At 62.4% G+C, this 21,786-nt stretch carries 22 protein-coding genes and 1 tRNA gene; 5 read left to right on the top strand and 18 right to left on the bottom strand.

Annotated features, from left to right (window positions below):
• Positions 1–4: 4 nt before the first annotated feature.
• From B0919_RS09675 to B0919_RS09630, 10 genes are all read right to left on the bottom strand, one after another.
• On the bottom strand, positions 5–529 hold the full coding sequence (locus B0919_RS09675; protein ID WP_078012044.1) for a gamma carbonic anhydrase family protein: 525 nt from the start codon (positions 527–529) through the stop codon (positions 5–7).
• A gap of 94 nt (positions 530–623) precedes the next feature.
• Complete coding sequence (locus B0919_RS09670; RefSeq protein ID WP_078012043.1) at positions 624–1,607, bottom strand: radical SAM protein; 984 nt, start codon at positions 1,605–1,607, stop codon at positions 624–626.
• Positions 1,608–1,759: 152 nt separating this feature from the next.
• Complete coding sequence (locus B0919_RS09665) at positions 1,760–2,524, bottom strand: endonuclease III domain-containing protein (protein ID WP_078012265.1); 765 nt, start codon at positions 2,522–2,524, stop codon at positions 1,760–1,762.
• Positions 2,525–2,672: 148 nt separating this feature from the next.
• Complete coding sequence (locus B0919_RS09660) at positions 2,673–3,380, bottom strand: OmpA family protein (protein ID WP_078012042.1); 708 nt, start codon at positions 3,378–3,380, stop codon at positions 2,673–2,675.
• A gap of 433 nt (positions 3,381–3,813) precedes the next feature.
• Positions 3,814–4,098, bottom strand: a complete 285-nt coding sequence (locus tag B0919_RS25205) for a YMGG-like glycine zipper-containing protein (RefSeq protein ID WP_078012041.1) — start codon at positions 4,096–4,098, stop codon at positions 3,814–3,816.
• Positions 4,099–4,287: 189 nt separating this feature from the next.
• The gene (locus tag B0919_RS09650; RefSeq protein ID WP_254846536.1) at positions 4,288–5,028 is read right to left on the bottom strand and encodes an OmpA family protein; all 741 of its coding nucleotides are present in this window, start codon (positions 5,026–5,028) and stop codon (positions 4,288–4,290) included.
• 200 nt (positions 5,029–5,228) lie between these two features.
• Complete coding sequence (gene accD, locus B0919_RS09645; protein ID WP_078012040.1) at positions 5,229–6,104, bottom strand: acetyl-CoA carboxylase, carboxyltransferase subunit beta; 876 nt, start codon at positions 6,102–6,104, stop codon at positions 5,229–5,231.
• Positions 6,105–6,314: 210 nt separating this feature from the next.
• Positions 6,315–7,610: an SPFH domain-containing protein gene (locus tag B0919_RS09640; protein ID WP_078012039.1), complete on the bottom strand. Its 1,296-nt coding sequence runs from the start codon at positions 7,608–7,610 to the stop codon at positions 6,315–6,317.
• Positions 7,611–7,635: 25 nt separating this feature from the next.
• Positions 7,636–8,925, bottom strand: a complete 1,290-nt coding sequence (locus B0919_RS09635) for a hypothetical protein (protein ID WP_078012038.1) — start codon at positions 8,923–8,925, stop codon at positions 7,636–7,638.
• Between the two features lie 64 nt (positions 8,926–8,989).
• The gene (locus tag B0919_RS09630) at positions 8,990–10,039 is read right to left on the bottom strand and encodes a class I fructose-bisphosphate aldolase (RefSeq protein ID WP_078012037.1); all 1,050 of its coding nucleotides are present in this window, start codon (positions 10,037–10,039) and stop codon (positions 8,990–8,992) included.
• 256 nt (positions 10,040–10,295) lie between these two features.
• Between B0919_RS09630 and B0919_RS09625 the strand changes: the two genes are divergently transcribed.
• Positions 10,296–11,306: an OmpA family protein gene (locus B0919_RS09625; protein WP_254846535.1), complete on the top strand. Its 1,011-nt coding sequence runs from the start codon at positions 10,296–10,298 to the stop codon at positions 11,304–11,306.
• 86 nt (positions 11,307–11,392) lie between these two features.
• Here B0919_RS09625 and B0919_RS09620 read toward each other — a convergent pair whose 3' ends face one another.
• The 5 genes from B0919_RS09620 to B0919_RS09600 form a co-directional block, all read right to left on the bottom strand.
• Complete coding sequence (locus B0919_RS09620; RefSeq protein ID WP_139362030.1) at positions 11,393–12,670, bottom strand: hypothetical protein; 1,278 nt, start codon at positions 12,668–12,670, stop codon at positions 11,393–11,395.
• On the bottom strand, positions 12,667–13,881 hold the full coding sequence (locus B0919_RS09615) for a hypothetical protein (RefSeq protein ID WP_078012034.1): 1,215 nt from the start codon (positions 13,879–13,881) through the stop codon (positions 12,667–12,669). The genes B0919_RS09620 and B0919_RS09615 overlap by 4 nt, the downstream gene beginning before the upstream one ends.
• A 10-nt stretch (positions 13,882–13,891) precedes the next feature.
• Positions 13,892–15,202, bottom strand: coding sequence for a DUF2029 domain-containing protein (locus tag B0919_RS09610; RefSeq protein ID WP_078012033.1), 1,311 nt, complete (start codon positions 15,200–15,202; stop codon positions 13,892–13,894).
• Between the two features lie 29 nt (positions 15,203–15,231).
• Complete coding sequence (locus tag B0919_RS09605; protein WP_139362028.1) at positions 15,232–16,536, bottom strand: hypothetical protein; 1,305 nt, start codon at positions 16,534–16,536, stop codon at positions 15,232–15,234.
• A 123-nt stretch (positions 16,537–16,659) separates the two neighbouring features.
• On the bottom strand, positions 16,660–17,799 hold the full coding sequence (locus tag B0919_RS09600) for a cystathionine gamma-synthase (RefSeq protein WP_078012031.1): 1,140 nt from the start codon (positions 17,797–17,799) through the stop codon (positions 16,660–16,662).
• 149 nt (positions 17,800–17,948) lie between these two features.
• On the opposite strand from B0919_RS09600, the gene B0919_RS09595 reads away from it, so the two are divergent.
• From B0919_RS09595 to B0919_RS09585, 3 genes are all read left to right on the top strand, one after another.
• Complete coding sequence (locus B0919_RS09595; protein WP_254846534.1) at positions 17,949–18,938, top strand: DUF2167 domain-containing protein; 990 nt, start codon at positions 17,949–17,951, stop codon at positions 18,936–18,938.
• An 81-nt stretch (positions 18,939–19,019) separates the two neighbouring features.
• Complete coding sequence (locus B0919_RS09590) at positions 19,020–19,733, top strand: TVP38/TMEM64 family protein (protein WP_078012029.1); 714 nt, start codon at positions 19,020–19,022, stop codon at positions 19,731–19,733.
• A 109-nt stretch (positions 19,734–19,842) separates the two neighbouring features.
• Positions 19,843–19,916 (top strand) — tRNA-Arg (locus tag B0919_RS09585).
• 221 nt (positions 19,917–20,137) lie between these two features.
• Here the strand turns inward: B0919_RS09585 and B0919_RS26050 are convergent.
• A complete protein-coding gene (locus B0919_RS26050) occupies positions 20,138–20,665 on the bottom strand; it encodes a helix-turn-helix transcriptional regulator (RefSeq protein WP_410503621.1) in 528 nt (175 codons plus the stop codon).
• Here B0919_RS26050 and B0919_RS25860 point away from each other — a divergent pair.
• Positions 20,628–20,762, top strand: coding sequence for a hypothetical protein (locus B0919_RS25860; RefSeq protein ID WP_262490547.1), 135 nt, complete (start codon positions 20,628–20,630; stop codon positions 20,760–20,762). The genes B0919_RS26050 and B0919_RS25860 overlap by 38 nt on opposite strands.
• A gap of 153 nt (positions 20,763–20,915) precedes the next feature.
• Here the strand turns inward: B0919_RS25860 and B0919_RS09575 are convergent, their stop codons facing one another.
• Positions 20,916–21,470: a helix-turn-helix transcriptional regulator gene (locus B0919_RS09575; protein WP_176132965.1), complete on the bottom strand. Its 555-nt coding sequence runs from the start codon at positions 21,468–21,470 to the stop codon at positions 20,916–20,918.
• 126 nt (positions 21,471–21,596) lie between these two features.
• On the bottom strand, positions 21,597–21,786 hold a 190-nt coding region (locus B0919_RS09570; RefSeq protein WP_139362026.1), incomplete at its 5' end, for a transposase.

Raw genomic sequence — 21,786 nt, 5'->3', positions numbered from 1 at the left:
GTGGTTAGGGCTGGCCGTCCTTGAACCAGCCGGCGTACATCACATAGTTGTCGGCCGTGCGGCTCATGTTCTGGGCCTGCACTTCCGTCACGGGCTTGATTTTGCGGGCGGGTACGCCGGCATAGAGGTAGCCCGGCTCGCACTGGGTGTTTTCCAGCACGATGGCGCCGGCCGCCACGATGCAGCCGCGGCCAATCACAGCGTTGTCCATCACGATGGCGCCCATGCCGATAAGCACGTCGTCTTCCACGGTGCAGCCGTGCACAATGGCCTTGTGCCCGATACTGACGCGGGCGCCGATAGTAGTAGCGGCCCGCTGGTAGGTGCAGTGAATCACGGCTCCGTCCTGGATGTTGGTCTTCTCCCCTACCCGGATGCTGTTCACGTCGCCGCGCACCACGGCGTTGAACCACACGGTGCAGTCGGCCCCGAGCACCACATCGCCGACGATGGTGGCGTTGTCGGCCACGAAGCAGTTGGGGCCGATTTCGGGGTGCTTGCCCTGAACGGGCAGGATGATTGGGGGCATAGTTTATGAAGTTGTGGGCAGGGCCCGAAGGTATACGCCACGCTAAACTTACGCTGGCTACTCCTCGGGCAAGCTGCTGCGTTGGAGAAACTACTTATCTGGTCAGCATCCGCTTCCAGGTGCCCTTGTACCAGTTGTATTTCAGTGTACTCGGCAACGCCTGCCAGAAATACTTACTGGTTTCGACGGCGAAGCTGGGTTGCATGTAGCAGTTGATGGTGCAGCCCTCGCACTGGGGCAGGCGGCCTTCCAGCGCGGCCAGTTGCTGCACCTGCTCCGAGCGGTACAGCTCGTAGAGTTGCCCGTCGATGGGGAAGCTGCGTGTGCCCAGGTGGTAGCAGGGTAGCACCAGCTCATTCTGGGGCGAAATGACCAGCGTGGTGCTGGCGGCGCGGCATACGGGCGCGGCCACGTGGTTGCCCCCGTCGCGGCGCAACTGGATGAAGGCCTCGTTGAGGTACACGCCGGGGCGCTTGCCAAAGGCCGAGAGGTAATCCAGCTCGGCTTCGGTGAGTTGCTCGCCGGTTTCCACGGTGTTATACTCGAAAGCCGGATTGAGTATCAGCACCAGGCCATTGGGCCGGGTGATGTCACGGTACACGGCTTCGAGCTGGTCGAGGTTCTGGCGGAAAACGGTGAACAGAACGTCGGGTCGCTCGCCCAGCTCTTTCGCTACGCGGATGCTTTCGAGCACGAAATCGAAGCAGGCCACGCCGCGGCCGCGGTCGTGCTGCTCCTTTTCCGACGAATCGAGCGAGAAGTGCAGCATGTCCACCTTGCCGCGCAGGCGCTCGGCGTACTTGGGGTAGAGCAGGCCGTTGGTAGTGACGGTGGTAATGAATCCCATGTCGCGGGCCAGCGCCAGAAACTCGGGCAGTTGCCGGTGCAGCAGCGGCTCGCCGCCAGTAAAGTCGATGACGGAGACGCCCAGCCGCTTCAGGTCACGCAGGTTCTGCTCCACATCGGCCAACTGGATGTAGGGCGAGGGTTTCTCCCAGATGTCGCAGAAGGAGCACTTCGCATTGCACCGGTAGGTGACGTAGTAGTTGCACAGAACCGGGTGACGAACGAGGCGCATTGGACCGCAGATGGAACGGATGAAGAAACGGATGAAACGGATTCGTTCTGATGCCGTGCCTGGGCAACAACCGCTCTGTAGGGCCATTGTTGGCCGGCACTGCTATACGAAGGTATCAGAACGAATCCGTTCCTATCCGTTCCGATCTGTGGTCAGTGCAGCTTCTCCCCTTTCCACTCCGGCGCCACGGCGGCCAGCTCAGCTTCCGTGGCCGGGCCGTAGTGCTCCAAATAATAGTTGCAGATGCCCTTGAGCGGGCAGGCCGGACAGTTGGGCTTGGTAAAAAAGCAGATGTGCTGGCCCAGCCAGTAGTTGTGCTTGTGGAAATTCAGCAAGTCATCGGCATCGGCGGGCATTTGCGCCAGCAGCACTTGGTGCGCCTTTTCCACCGACACCTTCGGCCCGATCATTCCCACGCGCTGCGCCACGCGGTGCACGTGCGTATCCACGGGCAGCACGGGTTTCTGGAAGTTAAAGAGCAGTACCAGCGAGGCCGTTTTCAGCCCGATGCCCGGCATATCGGTGAGCCAGGCCAGACCGCGCTCCACCGGCCACCCGGCCAGTGCATCCAGGGAATACTCCCCGAACTCGGCCTTGATGCGCCGCAGAATTTCCTGGATGCGCGGCGCCTGCGTATCGGGCCAGCGCGTGGTACGGATGGCGTGGGCCAGCTCCGGCGTGGGCGCATCCACCACGCCCTGCCAGTCGCCGAAGGCCTCCAGCATCCGGTCGTAGGCCAGTTCCTCGTCGCGGTGCGTGGTGCGGTGCGAGAGTACCGTGCTGATCAGCTCGCGCATGGGCGTGCGCCGCGGGCCCTCGGGCACCGGCCCGTAAAACTCATTCAGGATGCGGTGGTCTTCGCGGGTTTTGGCGGCCGGAGGCAGGTCGTAGGCGGCGGTCAGGGCAGTGATGGGCATGCCCCGGTGTACCGCCGCGGCGTAGCCGGGGTTGCACGCCCCTGCCGAATACCGGTGCGAAACCAAATCGGCACAAAAAAACCGGCGGCCCCCACCTGAGTGAGAGCCGCCGGAGCAGCAACGGAACTACGGCTATGGCCGGCCCGGCTTAGATCTGGCCTTTTTCGGCGGCTTTCTTCAGCTTTTCGTTGGCGTAGATGGCAACTTCCACGCGGCGGTTCTGCGAGCGGCCGGCTTCGGTCGTGTTATCCGCAATCGGCTGCTTCGAGCCGTAGCCTTTCACTTCGAAGCGCGACGACTCCACGCCTTGGTTCATGGCGTAGTTGGCCACGGCTTGGGCCCGGCGTACCGACAGCGGGTCGTTGATGGCGTCCGAGCCGGTGTTGTCGGTGTGGCCTTCGATCAGCACGTTGGTGTCACCGTACTTCTTCAGGGTAGTAGCCAGCGTGCCGATGTTTTCCTGAGCGGAAGCGGTCAGCTCCGACGAGTTCTTAGCGAACAGGATGCCCGAAGCGAAGGTGATTTTGATGCCTTCGCCTACGCGCTCCACTTTGGCACCGGCCATTTCGCGGCGCAGCTCTTCAGCCTGCTTGTCCATGCGGCGGCCGATCAGCGCACCGGCGCCACCGCCCACGGCAGCCCCGATAACGGCACCTACAGCCGTGCCTTTTTTACCACCGATAACGCGGCCCAGTACAGCACCGCCAGCAGCACCGCCGAGGCCCCCGATGATGCCGCCCTTAGCGGTTTTGCTCATCGGCTTTTTGGTGGTCGTGGTTTGGGCTTGCGAGGCCACCGAAGTCAGCAGCAGCACGAAAGCCAGCAGGAAGGCAAGAGAGGAACGTAGGGTGTTCATGAGGGAAAAAATGAGTTGTTCAGGTTGAGTTGAGAGGCGCAAGCAGTGAGAGTAGGCCCCGGTTGGCAAGGCAATTTGCAACCACCTTGCCAAACCTGGAAATCAGGCAGAATTCGCATTGCAACTAATTGACAACGTGGCAAATAATTTTACCATTTAGCTGTCTTACGTGCAATTTGGGGGCGTTTCAGCGGCTCAATATAGCAACTGCACCGGGCTCGTGCGGCCTTGCCCTGCCACATTTCGGCCGCTACCGCCCGTAGCCGACCGCGCAGCCTACAACGCCGAATACTTCCGAATGTTGTGCAAATCACCAAAAACAAAAAGACCCTGCTGGATAACCGGCAGGGTCTTTTTGTTTTCAAATAACTGAGATGCATCCTATTACCTGGTCACCGTTAGTGGCGGTATAAGCTCTCAGGCAAGGGTGAGGCTACTTCTTGTAGGCCGAGTAGCGCACCGGGTCTTTTTTCTTGTCGCGCTTACGGCCAATTACGGCGCCGCCTACGGTACCGGCTGCGGCGCCAATCAGCGCGCCTTTACCACCGCCGACTACGGCACCGGTTACAGCCCCGGCGCCCCCGCCGATGGCAGCACCTTTGGCTTTGCCGCTCCAGGTTTTGGGCTTGGTTACTTTCGATTGGGCCTGGGCCGACACGGTGCCGCCCAGCAAGGCTACCGACAGTACGGCAGCTACGATTCCTTTATGCAAGTTCATGGCTATGACAGAGTTGAGTGAGGCCCGCCAATAAATGCGGTAATAGCGGGCTGCTTGGATTTGAACGTAATTCGCGCCCGCCCAGGTTACGTTTTTTCCCAATTTTGTACCGTCACGGCTACCACCGAACACAACAAAGCCGCTCCCGAATACGGAAGCGGCTTTGCGCATAATTACTCGGCGTTCAGATTACAGCTGGCCTTTTTCAGCGGCCTGCTTCATCTTTTCGTTGGCGTAGATGGCAATTTCCACGCGGCGGTTGGCCTGCTTGCCTTCGGCCGTGGCGTTATCGGCTACCGGCTGGGTCGAGCCGTAGCCTTGGGTCGTTACGCGCGCGGACTCCACGCCCTGCTGAATCGTGTAGTTGGCCACAGCTTGGGCCCGGCGCTCCGACAGCGGCTGGTTGATGGCGTCCGAGCCGGTGTTGTCGGTGTGGCCTTCCACCAGCACGTTGGTGTCGGGGTACTTCTTCAGCACCTCAGCCATCTTCTGAATTTCCGTCTGCGAAGCGGCGCGCAGGTCCGACTTGTTGGTGTCGAACAGGATGCCCGAGTCGAAGGTGATTTTGATGCCTTCACCCACGCGCTCTACGCGGGCGTTTTTCATATCGCGCTGCAGCTCTTCGGCCTGCTTGTCCATTTTGCGACCGATAACGGCCCCGGTGGCACCACCTACGGCCGCGCCGGTAATAGCACCAATGGCCGTGCCCGATTTGCCGCCGATAACGCGGCCCAGGATAGCCCCAGCCGCTGCGCCCGCACCGGCGCCAATAACGCCGCCTTTGGCCGTGCGGCTCATGCCGTCTTTACGCTGGCCCGTGCCGTTGGAGGTGGGCAGGTCGCTGCTGCCGGCCGTCTGCGACGTCTTACAGGAGCTGAATGCCATCGTGAACAACAACAGCAGGGCAATCAATGAATTGAATGATTTCATGGTGTCAGTGAAAAATGGTGTTGGGAGAGAGTTTTCAGTTGGGCTTTACCCGACCAGAGCCGAAAAGGTTGAGCGAACATACCAACCGCCTACTGCTGAGCCGGAAGTTTCTCGCTCACCCTGGGGCCCGAAACGACGAACCCCGCCCGACTACCGCGTGGCAGCCGGGCGGGGTTATCCAACAAGCGTGCCGAAGCAGCTTAGCTAGCGGCGGGCTCGGCCGGTACGGGCGCCGCGTGCAGCATCAGCAACAGGTCGCTGAGTCTCTGCTTCAGCTGCTTACGATCCACGATAAAATCGAGGAAGCCGTGCTCCAGCACGAACTCGGCGCTCTGGAAGCCCTTGGGCAGGTCCTTGCCGATGGTTTCCTTAATCACGCGGGGGCCGGCAAAGCCGATAAGGGCGCCGGGCTCGGAGATGTTGAAGTCCCCGAGCATGGCGTAGGAGGCCGTGACGCCGCCGGTGGTGGGGTCGGTGAGCAGCGAGATGTACGGAATGCCTGCTTCTGAGAGCAGGGCCAGCTTGGCCGAGGTTTTGGCCATCTGCATCAGCGAGTAGCCGGCTTCCATCATGCGCGCCCCGCCCGACTTGCTGATCATCAGGAACGGCATGCGGTTTTGGCGGGCGTAGTCGATGGCGCGGGCAATCTTCTCGCCCACCACCGAGCCCATGGAACCGCCAATAAAGCGGAAGTCCATGCAGGCTACCACCAGCGGCTGCCCGTTCACGGGGCCGTGGGCGGTGCGCACGGCGTCCTTCAGGCCGGTGCTGCGCTGCGTGGAGCTGATGCGCTGCGGGTACGGTTTGGTATCGACGAAATTCAGCGGGTCGCCGGACGTGAGGTCCGCGTCCATCTCCGTGAATTGGTTGTTGTCGAAGAGGATTTCGAAGTACTCGGCCGAGTCGATACGGTCGTGGTAGTTGCACTTGGCGCAGGTGTAGAGCATGCGCCGGTGCTCGCCCATATCGGCCACGGTGCCGCATTCGGGGCACTTGTACCACAAGCCGTCGGGCGTTTCCTTCTTCTCCTCGGTGGGAGTGATGATGCCTTTTTCCTGCCGCTTAAACCAAGCCATTATGCTGAAAAACTAATTCGATGAAGGGAGAACAACCCGGCGGCCCGGCCGCTGCTGTGGTTCGAAGATACAGCAAGCTGGAGCCTCGCGCCGCAGCGCGGGTTGCAGCACAAAAGTAAACCAGTAGCCGCCGACTTGAAACTATCCACCGGACCAAAGGCCGTAAAGAGTTAAATCATCATTAAAAGCGGCGGCGCTTCGGCACGCTACTCAGGGCTGCGGCGGTGCGGGCGGCGGGGGCGGCACCTCGGCGAATACAGGTACCAGATCGGCACTCTGCCCGGCCAGCTCCCAGGCGGCAAACCCTTCGCGCCAGACGTGGTGATTGGTGGTCAGGGTCCCGTTCAGGGCCATTTGCCGGAGCTGCTCCAGGGTGAAAGTGCCGAGCGTTTGCCCACGCAACGCCAGGTGGTAGAGCGGGCCGGCGGGCGGCGGAGGCGGCATGGCCGGAATGCGGCCCAGGCTGCCAAACATTCCGCCCATCTGCTGACCTACTAGGCCGCCCACGGCCACGCCGGTCATCAGGCCGGCGGCGCTGTAGCCCCCGTCGCCGAGCTGCGACATCTGGCCCAGGTTGTCGGCGGCGGCGTGCAGTACGCTGGCTTGCAGGTCGAGCTGGTGCACCGGGAAGTTGCGGCCTTCCACCTGCAGCTCGGTGTCTTTGCGCTGGATGCGGGCGTTTTCGGCGAGGTTCACGATGCCGATATCCGTCTGCGCCTGCGCCAGCTTGGTTTGCTGGTCGGCGGTGGTGAGCTTCAGCTGCTGGTAGTGCGGATGGGCTTTGTCCAGCTCAATAGCGCCGATGTCGACGCGCTTCAGGTTCACGCCGAAATCGTCTTCCAGCACCGGCCGCAGGCGCTCCTGCAGCAGCGCGCACAGCTCATCAAGCTTACGTTCGATCTGCAGTACCGGCAGGCCCTGCTCGATGGGCACGTTGGCCACCACCGACTTGGCCTTGCGCGTGAAGGCGCTGCGAATTTGCTCGTTGAAGTCCTCCAGACTGAAGTTCACCAACCGATTCAGCTTGATGAACTGCTGGTAGTTGGTCAGGTTGAAGGTGAGCGAGCCGCGCACGGTGCAGGGCACGCCCAGGTCCGGAAAGCGCGGGTCGAACAGATCGAATTCCGGGATACCGAAGCGCAGCTGATTGTTGCCGGCCAGGTTGATGAAATACACCTCGGCCTGGAAGGGCGAGTCGCCGCCGTAGGCTCCGCCGAGCAATTCGCTGAGCACCGGCAGGTTCAGCGTGCGGATCATCCGGTCCTGTGGCCCGAGGATGTAGTCCTGCTGGGTGCCGTCGTTCTGCGGGTACACGAACACGGCAAGCTCGCCGTCTTTTACGCGCAGGGAGGAGCCGAAGCGCAGGGCGTTTTCCTTGTGCGTGGCGCCTTCGGTGCCGGCCGGACGCCACTTCCAGACGAGGTAGTCCGGCTCGTCGCAGCGGATGACATCGAGCCAGCCGCCTTCGCGCTTCTGGCCAAAGAGGAGGTCGTTAAACAAGCTCATAGTCAGGAAAGTCGAACGTGAACGGCTACTCGACCAGCGTGGTATCGACGGCTACGCGGTAGCGGGCGGGCAGCTGCTCATTGAGTGCGGCTTTGCGGGCCAGGAAAGCCCGCCGGGGGGTGCGGCTGGCCGGCGCCGTCCAGGTTATGGACGTGGGGTTGGGCCGCCAGGTCAGTTGCTGCAGTTGCTGCTGCACGGCGGAGTAGTGCTTGAGCGGCAGCAGGGCTTCGAGCGAATCGAGGCGGTGGCTGAGTTCCTGGCCCTGAATCTGGGCCGCCAGCGTCACCCGGGCGTCGTCCCAGTGTAGGTCGTCGGTCAGGGCGCGCGCTTCCTCGAGGCGGCCGTAGTCCAGCGCCGCCTGCGCCTGCTTCAGCACTTCCTCGTCGCGCTGCCGGAATATGCTGCTGGCCACGGGGACCAACAGGATGGTGGCCACGATGGCCACGCGCAACAGCCGCTTGGTCTGCGTTTGGGTGGGCGCCGCCGGCTCGGTGGCGCCGCCCAGGCTGGCCATTTCACGGTTGAGCGTGCCAAGCACCTGCGTCACCTTGCGGTCGGCGCCAAAAAACAGGGTCATCTGCCGCTCGTTCTTCTCAAACGCGTCGCGCAGCGCGGCCAGGCGCAGCGGGGCGTCAGCATTGGTGCTGGACGAAGGACGTTGCTTTTTGCGCAACACCCGGTACACCACTACGGCCAAGGCCCACAGGCTAAAGCCCAGCACCGTCCAATTCCACTCAATAGCCACAGCGCCCAGCACAATGATACCCAGCGGCACGGCTAGGTAGCTCACCCCGCCGGTGGCCGGCGCCGCTGACCGCCGGGCCAACGCCTTGGCTTCGAGCAGGATGCTTTCCTGCTCCTCCATCATTTCCTCCAGGCTGCCGTGCGCGTCGTGGTCGGCGTCGATAACCAAGCCGCAGGACGGGCACACGTGGCTCAGCCCGCTGATGATTTCCTTGCAGGCGGGGCACTTGCTCATGTCGCCGTGGCCGCGGGCGCTGCGGCCGGCTTCCATTTGGCGGCGGTTTTGAGGCTTGTGAGCAAAGGAGCCACGCTGGGCATCGTGGCCCCGTCCTTCCTCCACCTCGGCTTCTTCGAACGAGTCCTCAGTCGCGGCTTCGTCGTCTTCGCTGTCCCGCCAGAACGCCAGTTCCTCGCGCCGCTTGAAGAGCAGCCCGTCCAGGTACACTTCGAACTCGTCCATGTCGACGCCGAAGCTCTGGGCGCGGCGCAGCAGGACCTTGCGTTCTTTCGCGGTTAACTGGCCATCGGCAATGGTGGCCTCGATCAGCTGGTTTAGCTCGTCCTGGTACATCGGGACAATAAGCGCGGGGAAAAGGCGTAAAAGAAACGAGGCGCGCCGTTGGGCGCGCCCCGCATCAGGCTAAGGTAATGGATTCGTCGAGGTAAACATCTTGGATGGCGTGCAGCAAATCCACGCCCTCGGCGAAGGGCCGCTGAAAGGCCTTGCGGCCCGAAATCAGGCCCTGCCCGCCGGCGCGCTTGTTGATGATGGCCGTTTTGATGGCCGCGTCCCGGTCGCCGGCGCCGAGGCTTTCGCCGCCGGAGTTGATCAGCCCGATGCGGCCCATGTAGCAGTTGGCCACTTGGTAGCGCGTCAGGTCGATGGGGTGCTCGGTGGTGAGCGTTTCGTACATGGCCTTGTGGGTCTTGCTGAATTTCAGGGCCGTGAAGCCGCCGTTGTTTTCGGGCAGCTTCTGCTTGATGATGTCGGCCCCGATAGTTACGCCCAGGTGGTTGGCCTGCCCGGTAAGGTCGGCCGATACGTGGTAGTCTTTGTCGCTGGTCTTGAAGGCGTCGTTGCGGGTGTAGCACCAGAGCACCGTGGCCATGCCCAGCTGGTGGGCCCGCTCGAAGGCGGCCGATACTTCCTGAATCTGCCGGTTCGACTCCTTGGAGCCGAAGTAAATGGTGGCGCCCACGGCGGCGGCGCCCAGGTTCCAGGCTTCTTCCACCGATCCGAACATGATCTGGTCGAACTTATTCGGGTAGGTCAGCAGCTCGTTGTGGTTGATTTTGACCAGGAAGGGAATCTTGTGGGCGTACTTGCGGGCCACCGTGCCAAAGGTGCCGAAAGTGGTAGCCACCGCGTTGCAGCCGCCTTCCAGGGCCAGCTTGATGATGTTTTCGGGGTCGAAGTACATCGGGTTCGGGCCGAAGGAGGCGCCGGCCGTGTGCTCGATGCCCTGGTCGACGGGCAGGATGCTCAGGTAGCCGGTGCCAGCGAGGCGGCCCGAGTTGTAGAGCTGGCCGAGGCTGCGAATCACCTGCGCCGAGCGGGAGCTGGGCACGAAGCTGCGGTCGAGAAAGTCGGCGCCGGGCAGGTGCAGCAGGTCTTTGGAAATGGTCTTGCACTCGTGCTGCAGCAGCGCTTCGTGGTCGGCAGTGAGCTGGAGGGATGTGGCCATGAGGGCAGGAATAAGGAGTGAGAATGAGAAAAAGGGGGTGAGCAAATATAAATGCGCCGCCCGAGGCCATACGCATGGTTAGTATTTGAGGCTGGGATAGTTGCGCCGTTTATTCCGGACTCCTTGCCTGAAGCCCCCTGGTCGGCCGCCGCGGCCTGTCTTAGGCGTTGGCGTTTCGGGATGCGCGCGGGTTTCGCTACCTTGCCGGGGCCGTGTGCCCAGCCGTTGGGCCGGGCTGTATTGCCCTTTTTTGTCCGTGAAGAAGTCAACCCCTACCCTGCTGGTAGCCGCATTGGCCGTAGCCAGCCTAGGCCTGCCGGGCTGCGTGGCGTCGAAAAAGTACGATGACCTGCGCGCCCGTCAGACGGCCACCGAGCAAGCCAAGGAAACCGCCGAGCGCCAGGCCCGCGAAGCCGTGGCCGAGCTGAAGAAAGCTACTGAGTCGCTCAACGAGCTGCGCCTGGAAAACCGCCGCCTCGTCAACGACTCGGCCCAGACCGGCAACGTGCTGCGCCGCACCCAGAGCCTGTACCGCGAGCTGAGCGACACCTACGACAAGCTGCTGCGCAACAACGAAAAGGTGCTCTCGAACAAAAACGACGAGTACCAGAAAGTGGCCCAGAGCCTGGCCAAGCGCGAAGCCGAGTTGGGCGAACTGTCAGCCAACCTGAACAAGAGCCGCAACGAAATCGACAAGCTCTCGGCCGACGTAAAGAGCCGCGAAGCCCGCCTGGCCGAGTTGGAAAAGGCCCTAGCCGAAAAAGACGCCGCGGTGAATGCGCTCAAGGCCAAAGTCAGCAATGCCCTGCTGGCCTTTAAGTCCAACGAGTTGCAGGTGAAAGTGAAGGACGGCAAGGTGTACGTGTCCCTGTCGGAGCAGCTGCTGTTCAAATCGGGCTCCACTAAAGTCGACCCAAAGGGCCAGGAAGCTCTGACCAAGCTGGCGGCCGTGCTCAAGGAGCAGCGCGACGTGAACGTGGTGGTGGAAGGCCACACCGACAATGTGCCTATTCTGAAGGGCACTGCCGGCATGCAGGACAACTGGGACCTGTCGGCGCTGCGCGCTACGGAAATTGCCCGGTTGCTCACCACCGGCGGCGTGCAGCCGGAGCGCGTAACGGCCTCGGGCCGCTCGCAGTACGTGCCGGTAGCCCAGAACGACTCACCGCAGAACAAGTCGCTGAACCGCCGCACCGAAATTATCCTCACGCCCAAGCTCGACGAGCTGTTCCAGATTCTGGATTCCAACTCGCAGGCGGCAAAGTAGCCGCCATAATACACTGAATGCCCCGCCCGGCCCCTATGGGACAGCCCGGCGGGGCATTCGTGTGTTTAGTTTAGCCTAGACCTAGCCTACCCTTGCGGCAGGCGGCCCCACTGCCGGCGCACTTCCAGGTACAGATAGTACGCGCCCATCCCTAGCGCCGCGGTGAACAACAGCGCCACCGGGCGCGGGTGCCGCAGCAGCCAGGACGGCTCGTGGTAGCTGTTAAATACCGCGTGCAGGTTCAGGGCGTAGCCCACCGATACCAGCGCGTAGGGCAGCCACCGCCGCGTACAGAGGGCGTAGGCACCCAGAAACAGCACCGCCGGGTGCCAGTACCGCTCGTGCATTTCGGTATTGAAGTAGCAAAACACCAGCGGAATCAGCCCGCAGACGAGCAGCACCTGCCGGGCATCGGTAGCGGCGAAGGGGCGGCGGGTGCGCCAGCGCTGCCACGCCAGTGCCAGCAGCGGCAGCAGCACGGCCGCCGAAGCCGCGCCAAAAGCCAGTAGCCCCCAGGTGCGGTAGCGCAGCCCGAGCTTGACCAAGGTGTCGGGCACCCACAGCACCGCATCGGGCATGAGCAGCACCCAGAGGTTGAAGGTGTTGACGGTAACGTAGGGGTACACGCTGACGGCCGAGGTATTGATGCCAATGATGTGCCCCAGGTAGCTTCGCTCGCCGCCCCAGACAAACGGGGCCAGCAGCAGCAGCTGCACCACAGTGGCCGCGGCCAGGCCCAGCGCCAGTTGCCGGCCGGCCTGGCGCCACAACGGCAACCACAGCAGCAGCAGCGGCGGCAAAAACACAATGGCCTGCAGTTTGGCATTGAGCGCCAGCACGTAAGCCACCAGGCTGGCTGCCCCGTGCCGGCGCAGGGCCAGTACCACGGCGGCAAAGACCAGCGTGGTATAAATGGCGTCTACTTGCTGCCAGATCAGCGTGTTGTAGAGGTAGCCCACATTGAGCAGCAGCCACAACGACCCGACAAAGCGCTGCCAGGCCCCGCGCAAAAACGAAGCAGCCAGTACGGCCCCGGCAAAGTCAAATAGCAGCGTGAAAACCTTCAGCCCGTGCACGTGCGACTGAATAGCGGCTTCGCTGCCCGCCAGCTGCCCGAACGCCCACAGGAAGTAGTGGTAAAGCGGATTGTAGTCGAGGCCAGGCAGCTCGTAGGCGTTGCTCAGGCCCCGGCGGAAGATGTGCACCGACCACTTCTGCCAGTATTCCAAGTCGCCGGGGTACGCCGTAGGGCCGGCCAGCGCCAGCAGCAGGCTGAACAGCAGAACGTAGAGCGGGCCGAAACGCCAGAAAACCAGCCGACGCAGGCCTGCATAACGCCCGGTGTGCCGGAACCTAGTCATCATGCTTCAAAGCTACGCAGTGTGGGCGGGGTACCCGGCCGGTACAGCTGGTAAGTGCCGAGCAGCAGCACAGCGGCAAACAGCAGGGCTACCACTGGCTCCGGGATGGGCACGAATTGGGGGGCAGCCCGCAGCACCTGATTTAGATTGAGGTAATACGCCACCGAGCAGACCGCCAGCAGGCCGTAACGCCCCGAGCGAAATCCGTAGGCGGCCAGAAACAGTAGCGCGCTGTGCCAGTACCGCTCGTGCATCTGGGTGTTGAAAAAGCAGAAAGCCAGCGGCAGCAGCCCAAAGGCCAGCAGCCAACGCGTGGCGTCGAGTGGCCGGGCCTCGCCCAGCAAGCGGCTCCGGGTTTCGCGCGCCAGCGGCAGCAAAATGATGGCCGCGGCTAGGCCAAACCATACCAGCCCCCACGTTCGGTACGTCAGGCCGAGGTACGGCAGCGTATCCGAAAGGCCGATCTGGTCCTTGCCCACCAGCAAATACCAGATGTTGTAGGCATTCATCGACAAAAATGGGTAGTAGCCCACCGCGTGCTGCCCTACGGCCAGGAGCTTGGCCAGGTACGCCCAGCCACCGGCCTTGAAAAACGGCACGAGCAGCAGGACTTGCAGCAGTAGGCCACCGGCCAGCGCCCGCGGCAGCTGTTTTCGCTCTGCAACCCATACTGGCAGCCACAGCAACAGCAGCGCCGGCAGAAACACCATGGCTTGCAGCTTGGTGTTGACGGCCAGTACAAAAAACCAGCAGCTGCCGGCGGTGCGCTGGCGGCTGGCCAGCAGAAACGCTGCGAATACAAAGCAGCTGTAGATGGCATCGGTCTGCCCCCACAGCAGGGTATTGTACAGATAGGCCACGTTGCCGAGCAGCAGCAGCGACGCGGCAAAGCGCCGGGCGGGCCGCCGCACCACCGAAGCCGCCAGCAGTGCCCCCGCAAAATCGAAGGGCAGCGTGAGCAGCCTCAAGTAGTACACCTGCTCCCGGATGGCCGCCGAACTGCCCGCCAGCTTGCCGTACAGCCAAAGGATGTACAGGTAAACGGGCGGGTAATTATTGTCCGGAATCGTGTAGGCTTCGCCCAAGCCCAGCGCGTGAATGTGCTGCGCCCACAGAATCCAGGAAGACAGATCCGGGCCGTACCCCGTGTGGGGCAGCAAGGCCGCCAGGACTCCGAACAGCAGGGCGTATAGCAGCCAGTAGGTTTTTTTCACGGAACAGATGCTACTGTTGTTTCTCACCGCGACTGGCCAGCTGCCCTGCCCGGCGGCGGTACAGCTGCCCGGTGCCCAACACTATGCCCAGCCCAAACAGAGCCGCAATGAGCCCGGGTGACAGCAGCGCGGCCGGCAGCCCCAAGTAGCCCATTACAGCCTCCAGGTTCAGCAAGTACGCCACCGAGCCGAGCACCAGCAGGCCGTAGCGCCCCGATACGAAGGCGTAGGCCGCCAAAAACAGCAGCGCGCTGTGCCAGTACCGCTCGTGCATCTGGGTGTTGAAAAAGCAGAAAATAAGCGGCACCAGGGACAGGCTCAGCAGCACCATCGCCGCATCGGGCGGCTGGGGGCGGCTGATGCGGCGCAGCGTATGCACCAGCAGGGGCAGCAGCACCGCCACGGCGGCCAGCGCAAACAGCAGCATCCCCCAGTGGCGGTACGTCAGGCTGTGCCAGAGGCCGGTATCGAGCTGGGTCGCCGGGTCGCCGCTGGCTGTGAGGTACCACCAGTTGTAGGCGTTCAGCGACCGGTAGGGATAATAGCCTACGGCTTGCTGGTTGATGCGCAGGATTTCGGGCAGGTAGCTTCGCGCGCCGCCCACCACGAAGGGCAGCAGCACCAGTACCTGCGTGAGGGCCGCCGCCAGAGCGGCCACGGGCAGGCGGCGCGGCGCGGCTACTCCCAGGGGCAGCCAGAGCATCAGCAACGGGGGCAGGAAAATCAGCGCCTGCAGCTTGGCATTCAGCGCCAGCACGAAGCACACTGCGCTCCAAGCCAACTGCCCGCGCAGGGCCAGCCACGCGGCGGCAAAAACGAAACCGGTATAGATGGCATCGACCTGGCCCCACACGAGGGTGTTGTAGAGGTAAGCCGGGCTCAGCAACAACAGCAGCGAAGCGTAAAACCGCTGCTTGTCGGTAGCGGCCAGCGAGGCAGCCAGCAGCGCCCCGGCTACGTCGAAAACAAGCGTGCCCAGCTTCAGCCAGTGCCGGTGCTGCTCCATAGCCGCCGCGCTGCCCATCAGGTGGCCAAACAGCCACAGCACGTAGTGATACAGCGGGTTGTAGTTGTTGCCGTGCAGGGCGTACACGTTGCCTAGGCCTTTGGCGTAGCTGTACTGCGCCCAGCGCATCCACAGGTCGGTGTCGGCAGTGAAGGAAACCCGGGGCAGCAGGGCCACCACCAGCCCCAGCCACAGCAGGTACCAGCCGGCGTAGGGCCCGAAGGGCCAGCGCCGCAGCCAGTGCCAGCTGCTCCGCCGACGGTCCGCCGGCGGGGTCGAAAGCCGATGATCAGGAGGCGAAGCGGGCCGTGACATAAAAACGCAGATAAATAGGCACAACGATGCTACCGGGTCATCACGCCAGGTACTTCGGCAGGCGCTAGCCGCCACGGCCAGAAGTAGCCCGGAGCGCTGCGCACGGCCGCGTATAGCTGCCAGAAACAATAGCCGATGACGAGAGTAAACACAACTGCTACAGGGTAAGCAGCCGGCATGCTCGGCTCGTCGAATTTCGCCGCGTAGCCCAGTACGCTTTCCATGTTCAGCAGATAAGCCAGCGAGGCGGCCACGTAGGCGGCGTAGCGGCCGGTGCGCACGGCGTAGGCGGCCAGCAAGACCACCCCGGAGTGCCAGTACCGCTCGTGCATCTCGGTGTTGAAGTAGCAAAACACCAGCGGCACCAGCGCCAGCGCCAGTAGCACCACCGGCATATCGGCCGGCTGCCAGCTTGTGCGGCTGCGCAACCGGCGCCAGCTCAGCCCCAGCAGGGGCAGCAACGCCAGCGCCGCCGCGCCACAAAAGGCCAGCACGCCCCAGTGCCGGTAGCTCAGCCCGAGCTTTATCAGCTCGTCGCTGGTGCCCTGCAGCGCGGCTTTCTGCATCAGCAGCACCCACACGTTGTAGGCCATCATGGTGATGTAAGGGAAGTAGCCGGCCGAGTCGAAGTTGATCTGCAGAATGCGGGGCAGCGGGCTGTGGCGTGCCCCCAGCACGAAGGGCGCCAGCAGCAGCCCCTGCAGGAGCGCGGCCACCAGCACTACCTCTACCAGGCGCCGCCGTGGCACCCGCGCCGCTACCGGCAGCCACAGCAGCAGCAGCGGCGGCAAAAACACAATGGCCTGCAGCTTGGTATTGAGCGCCAGCACGTACAGCAAGCCGCTGAGCACCAGCCGCCCGCGCAGAGCCAGCGTCACTGCGGCCAGCACAAAAAACGTCCAGATGGCGTCCATCTGCTCCCACACCAGCGTGTTGTAGAGGTAGCCGGGGTTGAGCAGCAAGGCCAGCAGCAGGTAAGGCCGGCGGCGCCAGTGCGGAGCGTACGTCACCACCAGCCACGCCCCGGCCAGGTCAAACACCACGGTGGCCGCCTTCAGGTAGTGCCGGTAGTGCTCGATGGCCGCGGCCGAGCCGGCCAGCTTCACGTACGCCCACAGCACGTAGTGGTAGAGCGGGTTGTAGTTGTTCAGGTCCAGCTCGTAGACGTTGGCCAGGCCGTGCTCGTGGATGTAATGGGCCCACACCGTCCAGCACCACACGTCCAGGCGGTGGCCCGTGCCGGGCAGCAATACCACCAGCAGCCCCAATAGCAGCGCGCTGCCCCCAATCCAGCTGCCCCACCGCGCCCGCCACGTCCCCGTTTTGGTATTCATTGATCAGTAGCCGTTTATCATACTTTATACCATTGGGCGGCCGTGTCCGCTGGCTGCCTAGCGCACAACCGCCCCACGCTTGCGGGCGTGGGGCGGCGCAGAAAAGTGTTTCAGCAGCAACGCTTAGCTCAGAGCCTGAGCCAGGTCCTCAATCAGGTCCTCGGCATCCTCGATGCCCACCGACAGGCGAATCAGCGAGTCCGACAGGCCGGCTTTGCGGCGCTCTTCGGCCGGGATGCTGGCGTGCGTCATGGTGGCGGGGTGGCCCGAGAGGCTTTCCACGCCGCCGAGGCTTTCGGCCAGGGAGAACAGCTGGAACTTCTCCAGCACGGCCACGGCATCTTCCACTTTGTCGCCCTTCAGCACGAAGGACATCATGCCGCCGAAGTCGCGCATCTGCTGGCGGGCCACCTGGTGGTTGGGGTGCGACTCGAAGCCGGGCCAGTACACCTTGTCCACGCGCGGGTGCTGACGCAGGAATTCGGCTACGGCGCGGCCGTTTTCCGAGTGGCGCTGCATGCGGATGTGCAGGGTCTTGAGGCCGCGCAGCACCAGGAAGCAGTCCTGGGGCCCCGGGGTGCCGCCGCAGGCGTTCTGGATGAAGCTCAGGCGCTGGTGCAGCTCGTCGTCTTTCACAATCAGGGCGCCCATCACCACGTCGGAGTGGCCGCCCATGTACTTGGTCAGCGAGTGCATCACCACGTCGGCGCCCAGGTCCAGCGGCACCTGCAGGTACGGCGTGGCGAAGGTGTTGTCGACTACCAGCAGAGCGCCGCCAGCGTGGGCCACTTCGGCAATGGCGCGGATGTCGACCACGTGCAGCAGCGGGTTGGTGGGCGTTTCGGCCCACACCAGCTTGGTGCGCTCGGTCATGGCCGCGCGCACGGCCTCGGCGTCGTGCATGGGCACGAAGCTGAACTTGATACCGTACTTGGCGAAAACCTTGGTGAAGATGCGGTAGGAGCCGCCGTACAGGTCGTTGGTGGCTACCACTTCGTCGCCGGGCTCCAGCAGCTTGATCATGCAGTCGATGGCAGCCATGCCCGTGGCGAAGCACAGGCCGTGCTTGCCGTTTTCGAGGGCGGCCAGCGCGTCCTGCAGCTGGGTGCGCGTGGGGTTGTGGGTGCGCGAGTACTCGTAGCCTTTATGGTCGCCGGGCGAGCGTTGCACGTAGGTCGACGTCTGGTAGATGGGCGTCATGATAGCCCCGGTGGTCGGGTCCGGGTGCACGCCGGCGTGGATGGCTTTGGTGCCGAATTTCATAGGGAATGTCAGCTGAGAAGTGAGCAAGAGAAACGCTTGCAGCCCCAAAGGTAGCAGGCCGTTTTTTTACGGCCCCGCGCTGGCCGGGTCCATGCGGCCGCGTAACTTGCGGCCGATTGTATCCCGTTGTTAACCTTCACCTTTTGCGCTTGAAACAACTACTACGCATTCTGTTATGCTGGCTGCTGGCCCCGGCTCTGGCCGCTACCGCCGCCACGCCACCCGCCGATTCGGCCGCCCTCTACAAAGCCCGGCTGGACTCTGTCAACGCCAGCTTCCACTACCGCACGGGCCGCGTGGAGCTCGGCGACAAGCTGGGCACGCTCACCGTCCCGAAAGGCATGCGCTTTCTCGACGCGCAGCAGAGCCGCACCGTGCTGGTGAAGCTGTGGGGCAACCCCGAAGCCGCCGCTGAGGGCGTGGAGGGCATGCTCTTCCCCGCCGACAAAGGCCCCGTCGACGACAACGGCTGGGCCTTCGTGGTCAGCTACGAGGCCATGGGCTACGTCAAGGACGACGACGCGGAGGACATCAACTACGACGAGCTGCTGAGCGACATGCAGGCCGAGATTCGCGAGAGCAACCCCGACCGCAAAGCCGCCGGCTACCCCACCCGCGAGCTGCTGGGCTGGGCCGTGCCCCCGCACTACGACAAGGAAGCCCACGCCCTGCACTGGGCCAAGAAAATTCAGTTTGAGGACAACTCCAACCCCACCCTCAACTACGACGTGCGCCTACTCGGTCGCAAGGGCGTGCTGAGCCTGAACGCCGTGGCCGACCCCATGCAGCTGGCCCTGGTGCAGGCCCAGATTCCGGCCGTCATCGAGGGCACCGATTTCGCCCAAGGCTCCCGCTACATCGATTTCGACGCCGACGTGGACGAGGTAGCTGCCTACTCGTTGGGCGGCCTGGTGGCAGGCAAGGTGCTGGCCAAAGTGGGCTTCTTCGCCCTGATTGCCAAATTCGGCAAGGTCATCGTGCTGTTGCTGGCCAAGGGCTGGAAGCTGCTGATCCTGGCTGCCGCCGGTGGCATTCAGGCCCTGCGCCGCTTCTTTGGGGGCCGCTCGGCCGCCGTGGCCACCGAGCCGGCCGCGGAGGTGCTACCCGCCACCGACGAGAATCCAACGGCCGAAGTGTAGCTTCGGCCCCTGGTTTTACGTTTAGCCTCGCACGCGGGCCGGCCTCAGGTGGCCGGCCCGCTTTGCTTTTGCCGCCCGCCCATGCGCTTCCTCCGCGACTTATTCCGCTACAACGCCTCTACCCTGCTCTCCATGGGCCTGCTGGTGGCTTTGCCCGTGCTGGGCAGCTCGTCGCTGAGCTGGGTGCTGTACCGCAATCAGGAGCTGCTGCAGCACCTTTCCACGGCCCAGGTGCTGCTGTACCTGGCCCTGATTGCCTTTACCATGGCCTTTGCCCTCACCCCCACCACCTTCGTGGCCTTGGTGACGGGCTTCTATCTGGGCTGGTGGGGCTTTCCGGGCATGGTGCTCAGCTACGCGCTGGCGGCCATGGTGGGCTACCTCGTGGCCGCGTCGCTGGACCACGGCAAGATGCTGCAGTTCCTTCATCACTTTCCCAAGGCCGACGCCGTGATGCAGGAGCTAAAAAACGACAGTTGGCAGCTTATCCTGCTCACGCGCATCTCGCCCGTGCTGCCCTTCGCCCTGATGACCTTTGTGCTGGCCGTGATGCGCGTGGAGCGCAAACGCTTCCTGGCCGCCTCGGTGGTAGGCATGCTCCCGCGCAGTCTTTTTTTCTACTGGCTAGGCACTAAGGCACAGGATGTATTTGCCTTGGTCCGCGACCCGGACACGGGCACGGCCGGCAAGCTCCTGGTGGCTGGCCTCATTGCCGTATCGGTGTTTGGCCTCTACTACCTTTTCGACCGGGCGCTGAAACGGGCGCTAAAAAAATCGCAAAAAAATGTCGCCTGACTTTCAGCTGCTTGAAGCATGAGAACGGCATCCGCCCAGGAAATATTCGGATAACATTTGCAGAAGCCAAAAAGGGGCGCTTATCTTTGCAGCACCAAAACGGAAAAACGGTCACGTAGCTCAACTGGATAGAGCACCTGGCTACGAACCAGGAGGTTTGGGGTTCGACTCCCTACGTGACCACTCAAAACGCCCTCAGCACTGCGCTGAGGGCGTTTTTGTTTTCAAGGGTACAGTTAGGGGTACAGATCAAGACATCTAGGGCTCTTCGCTTTCAACAACTCATTGAGTCTGCTAGCTTCCATATAAGCTTAGTTCTGTCCGGATGGATTGCTGCTCTTCTAACCGGAAGCGCTAACGCTTCATGAAGTAGGAGCACTATATCGACTGATAGCAGCGAACAATCACTTCTGCATTCGTTCTCTCAACGAAGCGGGTGCGACAACCTCTAAGTCCTGCCCAAAGCTTAGCAAGAGGGGCTCTAGTTCGCGGTTTGGGCTTAACCTCAACGTTAGTTCTAGTGTGTTTGCGTCACTTGCTACAAGTGGCTGGCTGGCATACAATGGCTTAGTGCGCACGTAACTGCCTCGGCCATCATAAAAGCGCAGATGTATTTCTTGAACCGGCTCTGCTTCGTTGAATGACACCCCGATTATTTCCGCAAAACGCGCGAACAAGGCGATTTCTGAGGTCAAGAAGGCCGTTGCTAAATCAGGTCCCATAGCAAGGATCCGGTCGAAGGCGAAGTTGCTGATGCCTTCCCGGCCGGAGCCTGGCCCCATCAGAAACCAGCCGTTGTTGTACTGTATTAGCTGATACGGATGCACGGCTTCCTGCCAGCTATCCGCAGCATCGAACGACTGGGTACTTGCTCGAACTCGATAGCTGGCACCCTTGCGCCACGACTTTAACCTCTGCGGTACCCTGCGCACCCGCAAAGGCCGGCTGGTGGCTTTTGCCTTCATAAACAACAACCACGCAGCTAGCAGCTGGGCCGTGCGCAACGAAGTGGAGCGCGTCCTCGGCTAGGTGCGCCGACGTTTATGTGAGGTACGAAAAACAGCTTACTCTACCTGGTCTGCGCCCTATGTCTCGGGAACTATTGATGGCTGGCCGACTTCTAGGAAGCCCTGGACGGGCTGCGTTCTTTGCTTTTGAAGCAAATCAACGTTTACCAACTCTTCAGGAAAAATACAAGCCAGCCGCACGTTGTAGCCGCTGTTTTATACGTTCCCGTAACGATGACGGCGCCAGTACTTCGACGTCTTCTCCAAAACCCAGCAGCACCGTCTCCAGCTCCCGGTTAATCCTTAGGCGCAGACTAATTTCCAGCTCTTCGCCGGTTCGGCTGATTTCCAACTGACTATGATGAAGCTTTTTCGTCAGTACGTATTCACCACGACCCGAGCGAAACAGTAAGCGAATTTCCTCTGCTGCCACTGCCGGTACTGTGGCCCCAATCACTTCGGAAAAGAAGTCCGTGGGATTAAGTCCTTCCGCCCGATATGTTCTACTATCAGGCTCAAAGCTCACGATACGATCCAGTGCGAAGGTGCTTACCGAAGCAAAATCTTGGTCCCGGGCCAGTAGGAACCACCGGTGGTTGTATTCTTTCAGCACAAATGGATGCACGATTCTTTCATCTGCTTCAGGTGCGCCAAATTTCCGATAATGTAGCCGCAACACCTGTTGCCGCCGAATAGCCTGGTAAAGCGGCTGCAAGTGTTTGGTACCCACATAATCTGGCGGCGTAGCAAAATGGAGAACCGGAACTTCGGCTGCCTCTGCTTGCGCAGCCTGGCTGACTTGTTTTGTCAGGCGCCCGATCAGTTTTCGTAGTGCGGCACTGAAGCCTAGGAAGTGTTAACAGTCACGCAGCCAGAGCACGGTAGCGGCGAGGTGGATGAATGCCAGGAAATGCGCATCCAGCTTTTCATAGCGTGTGGCCACGCGCCGGAACTGCTTGAGGCGGCTGAAGAGCCGCTCGACCGGGTGGCGTTGGGCATAGCGTTGCGCGTCGAAGGCGCGGGGGTGGCGGCGCTTGCGCCGGGGT

Source organism: Hymenobacter sp. CRA2, from assembly GCF_002007105.1.
Classification (GTDB): domain Bacteria; phylum Bacteroidota; class Bacteroidia; order Cytophagales; family Hymenobacteraceae; genus Solirubrum.
The sequence above is the reverse complement of the archived record's forward strand: the minus strand, read 5'-3'. Positions and strand labels throughout refer to the sequence as shown.

Excerpts from the sequence above, each read along its gene's own strand:
- B0919_RS09675 (WP_078012044.1), bottom strand. The coding sequence starts at position 529 with ATGCCCCCAATCATCCTGCCCGTTCAGGGCAAGCACCCCGAAATCGGC.
- B0919_RS09670 (WP_078012043.1), bottom strand. The coding sequence starts at position 1,607 with ATGCGCCTCGTTCGTCACCCGGTTCTGTGCAACTACTACGTCACCTAC.
- B0919_RS09665 (WP_078012265.1), bottom strand. The coding sequence starts at position 2,524 with ATGCCCATCACTGCCCTGACCGCCGCCTACGACCTGCCTCCGGCCGCC.
- B0919_RS09660 (WP_078012042.1), bottom strand. The coding sequence starts at position 3,380 with ATGAACACCCTACGTTCCTCTCTTGCCTTCCTGCTGGCTTTCGTGCTG.
- B0919_RS25205 (WP_078012041.1), bottom strand. The coding sequence starts at position 4,098 with ATGAACTTGCATAAAGGAATCGTAGCTGCCGTACTGTCGGTAGCCTTG.
- B0919_RS09650 (WP_254846536.1), bottom strand. The coding sequence starts at position 5,028 with ATGAAATCATTCAATTCATTGATTGCCCTGCTGTTGTTGTTCACGATG.
- accD (WP_078012040.1), bottom strand. The coding sequence starts at position 6,104 with ATGGCTTGGTTTAAGCGGCAGGAAAAAGGCATCATCACTCCCACCGAG.
- B0919_RS09640 (WP_078012039.1), bottom strand. The coding sequence starts at position 7,610 with ATGAGCTTGTTTAACGACCTCCTCTTTGGCCAGAAGCGCGAAGGCGGC.
- B0919_RS09635 (WP_078012038.1), bottom strand. The coding sequence starts at position 8,925 with ATGTACCAGGACGAGCTAAACCAGCTGATCGAGGCCACCATTGCCGAT.
- B0919_RS09630 (WP_078012037.1), bottom strand. The coding sequence starts at position 10,039 with ATGGCCACATCCCTCCAGCTCACTGCCGACCACGAAGCGCTGCTGCAG.
- B0919_RS09620 (WP_139362030.1), bottom strand. The coding sequence starts at position 12,670 with ATGATGACTAGGTTCCGGCACACCGGGCGTTATGCAGGCCTGCGTCGG.
- B0919_RS09610 (WP_078012033.1), bottom strand. The coding sequence starts at position 15,202 with ATGTCACGGCCCGCTTCGCCTCCTGATCATCGGCTTTCGACCCCGCCG.
- B0919_RS09605 (WP_139362028.1), bottom strand. The coding sequence starts at position 16,536 with ATGAATACCAAAACGGGGACGTGGCGGGCGCGGTGGGGCAGCTGGATT.
- B0919_RS09600 (WP_078012031.1), bottom strand. The coding sequence starts at position 17,799 with ATGAAATTCGGCACCAAAGCCATCCACGCCGGCGTGCACCCGGACCCG.
- B0919_RS09590 (WP_078012029.1), top strand. The coding sequence starts at position 19,020 with ATGCGCTTCCTCCGCGACTTATTCCGCTACAACGCCTCTACCCTGCTC.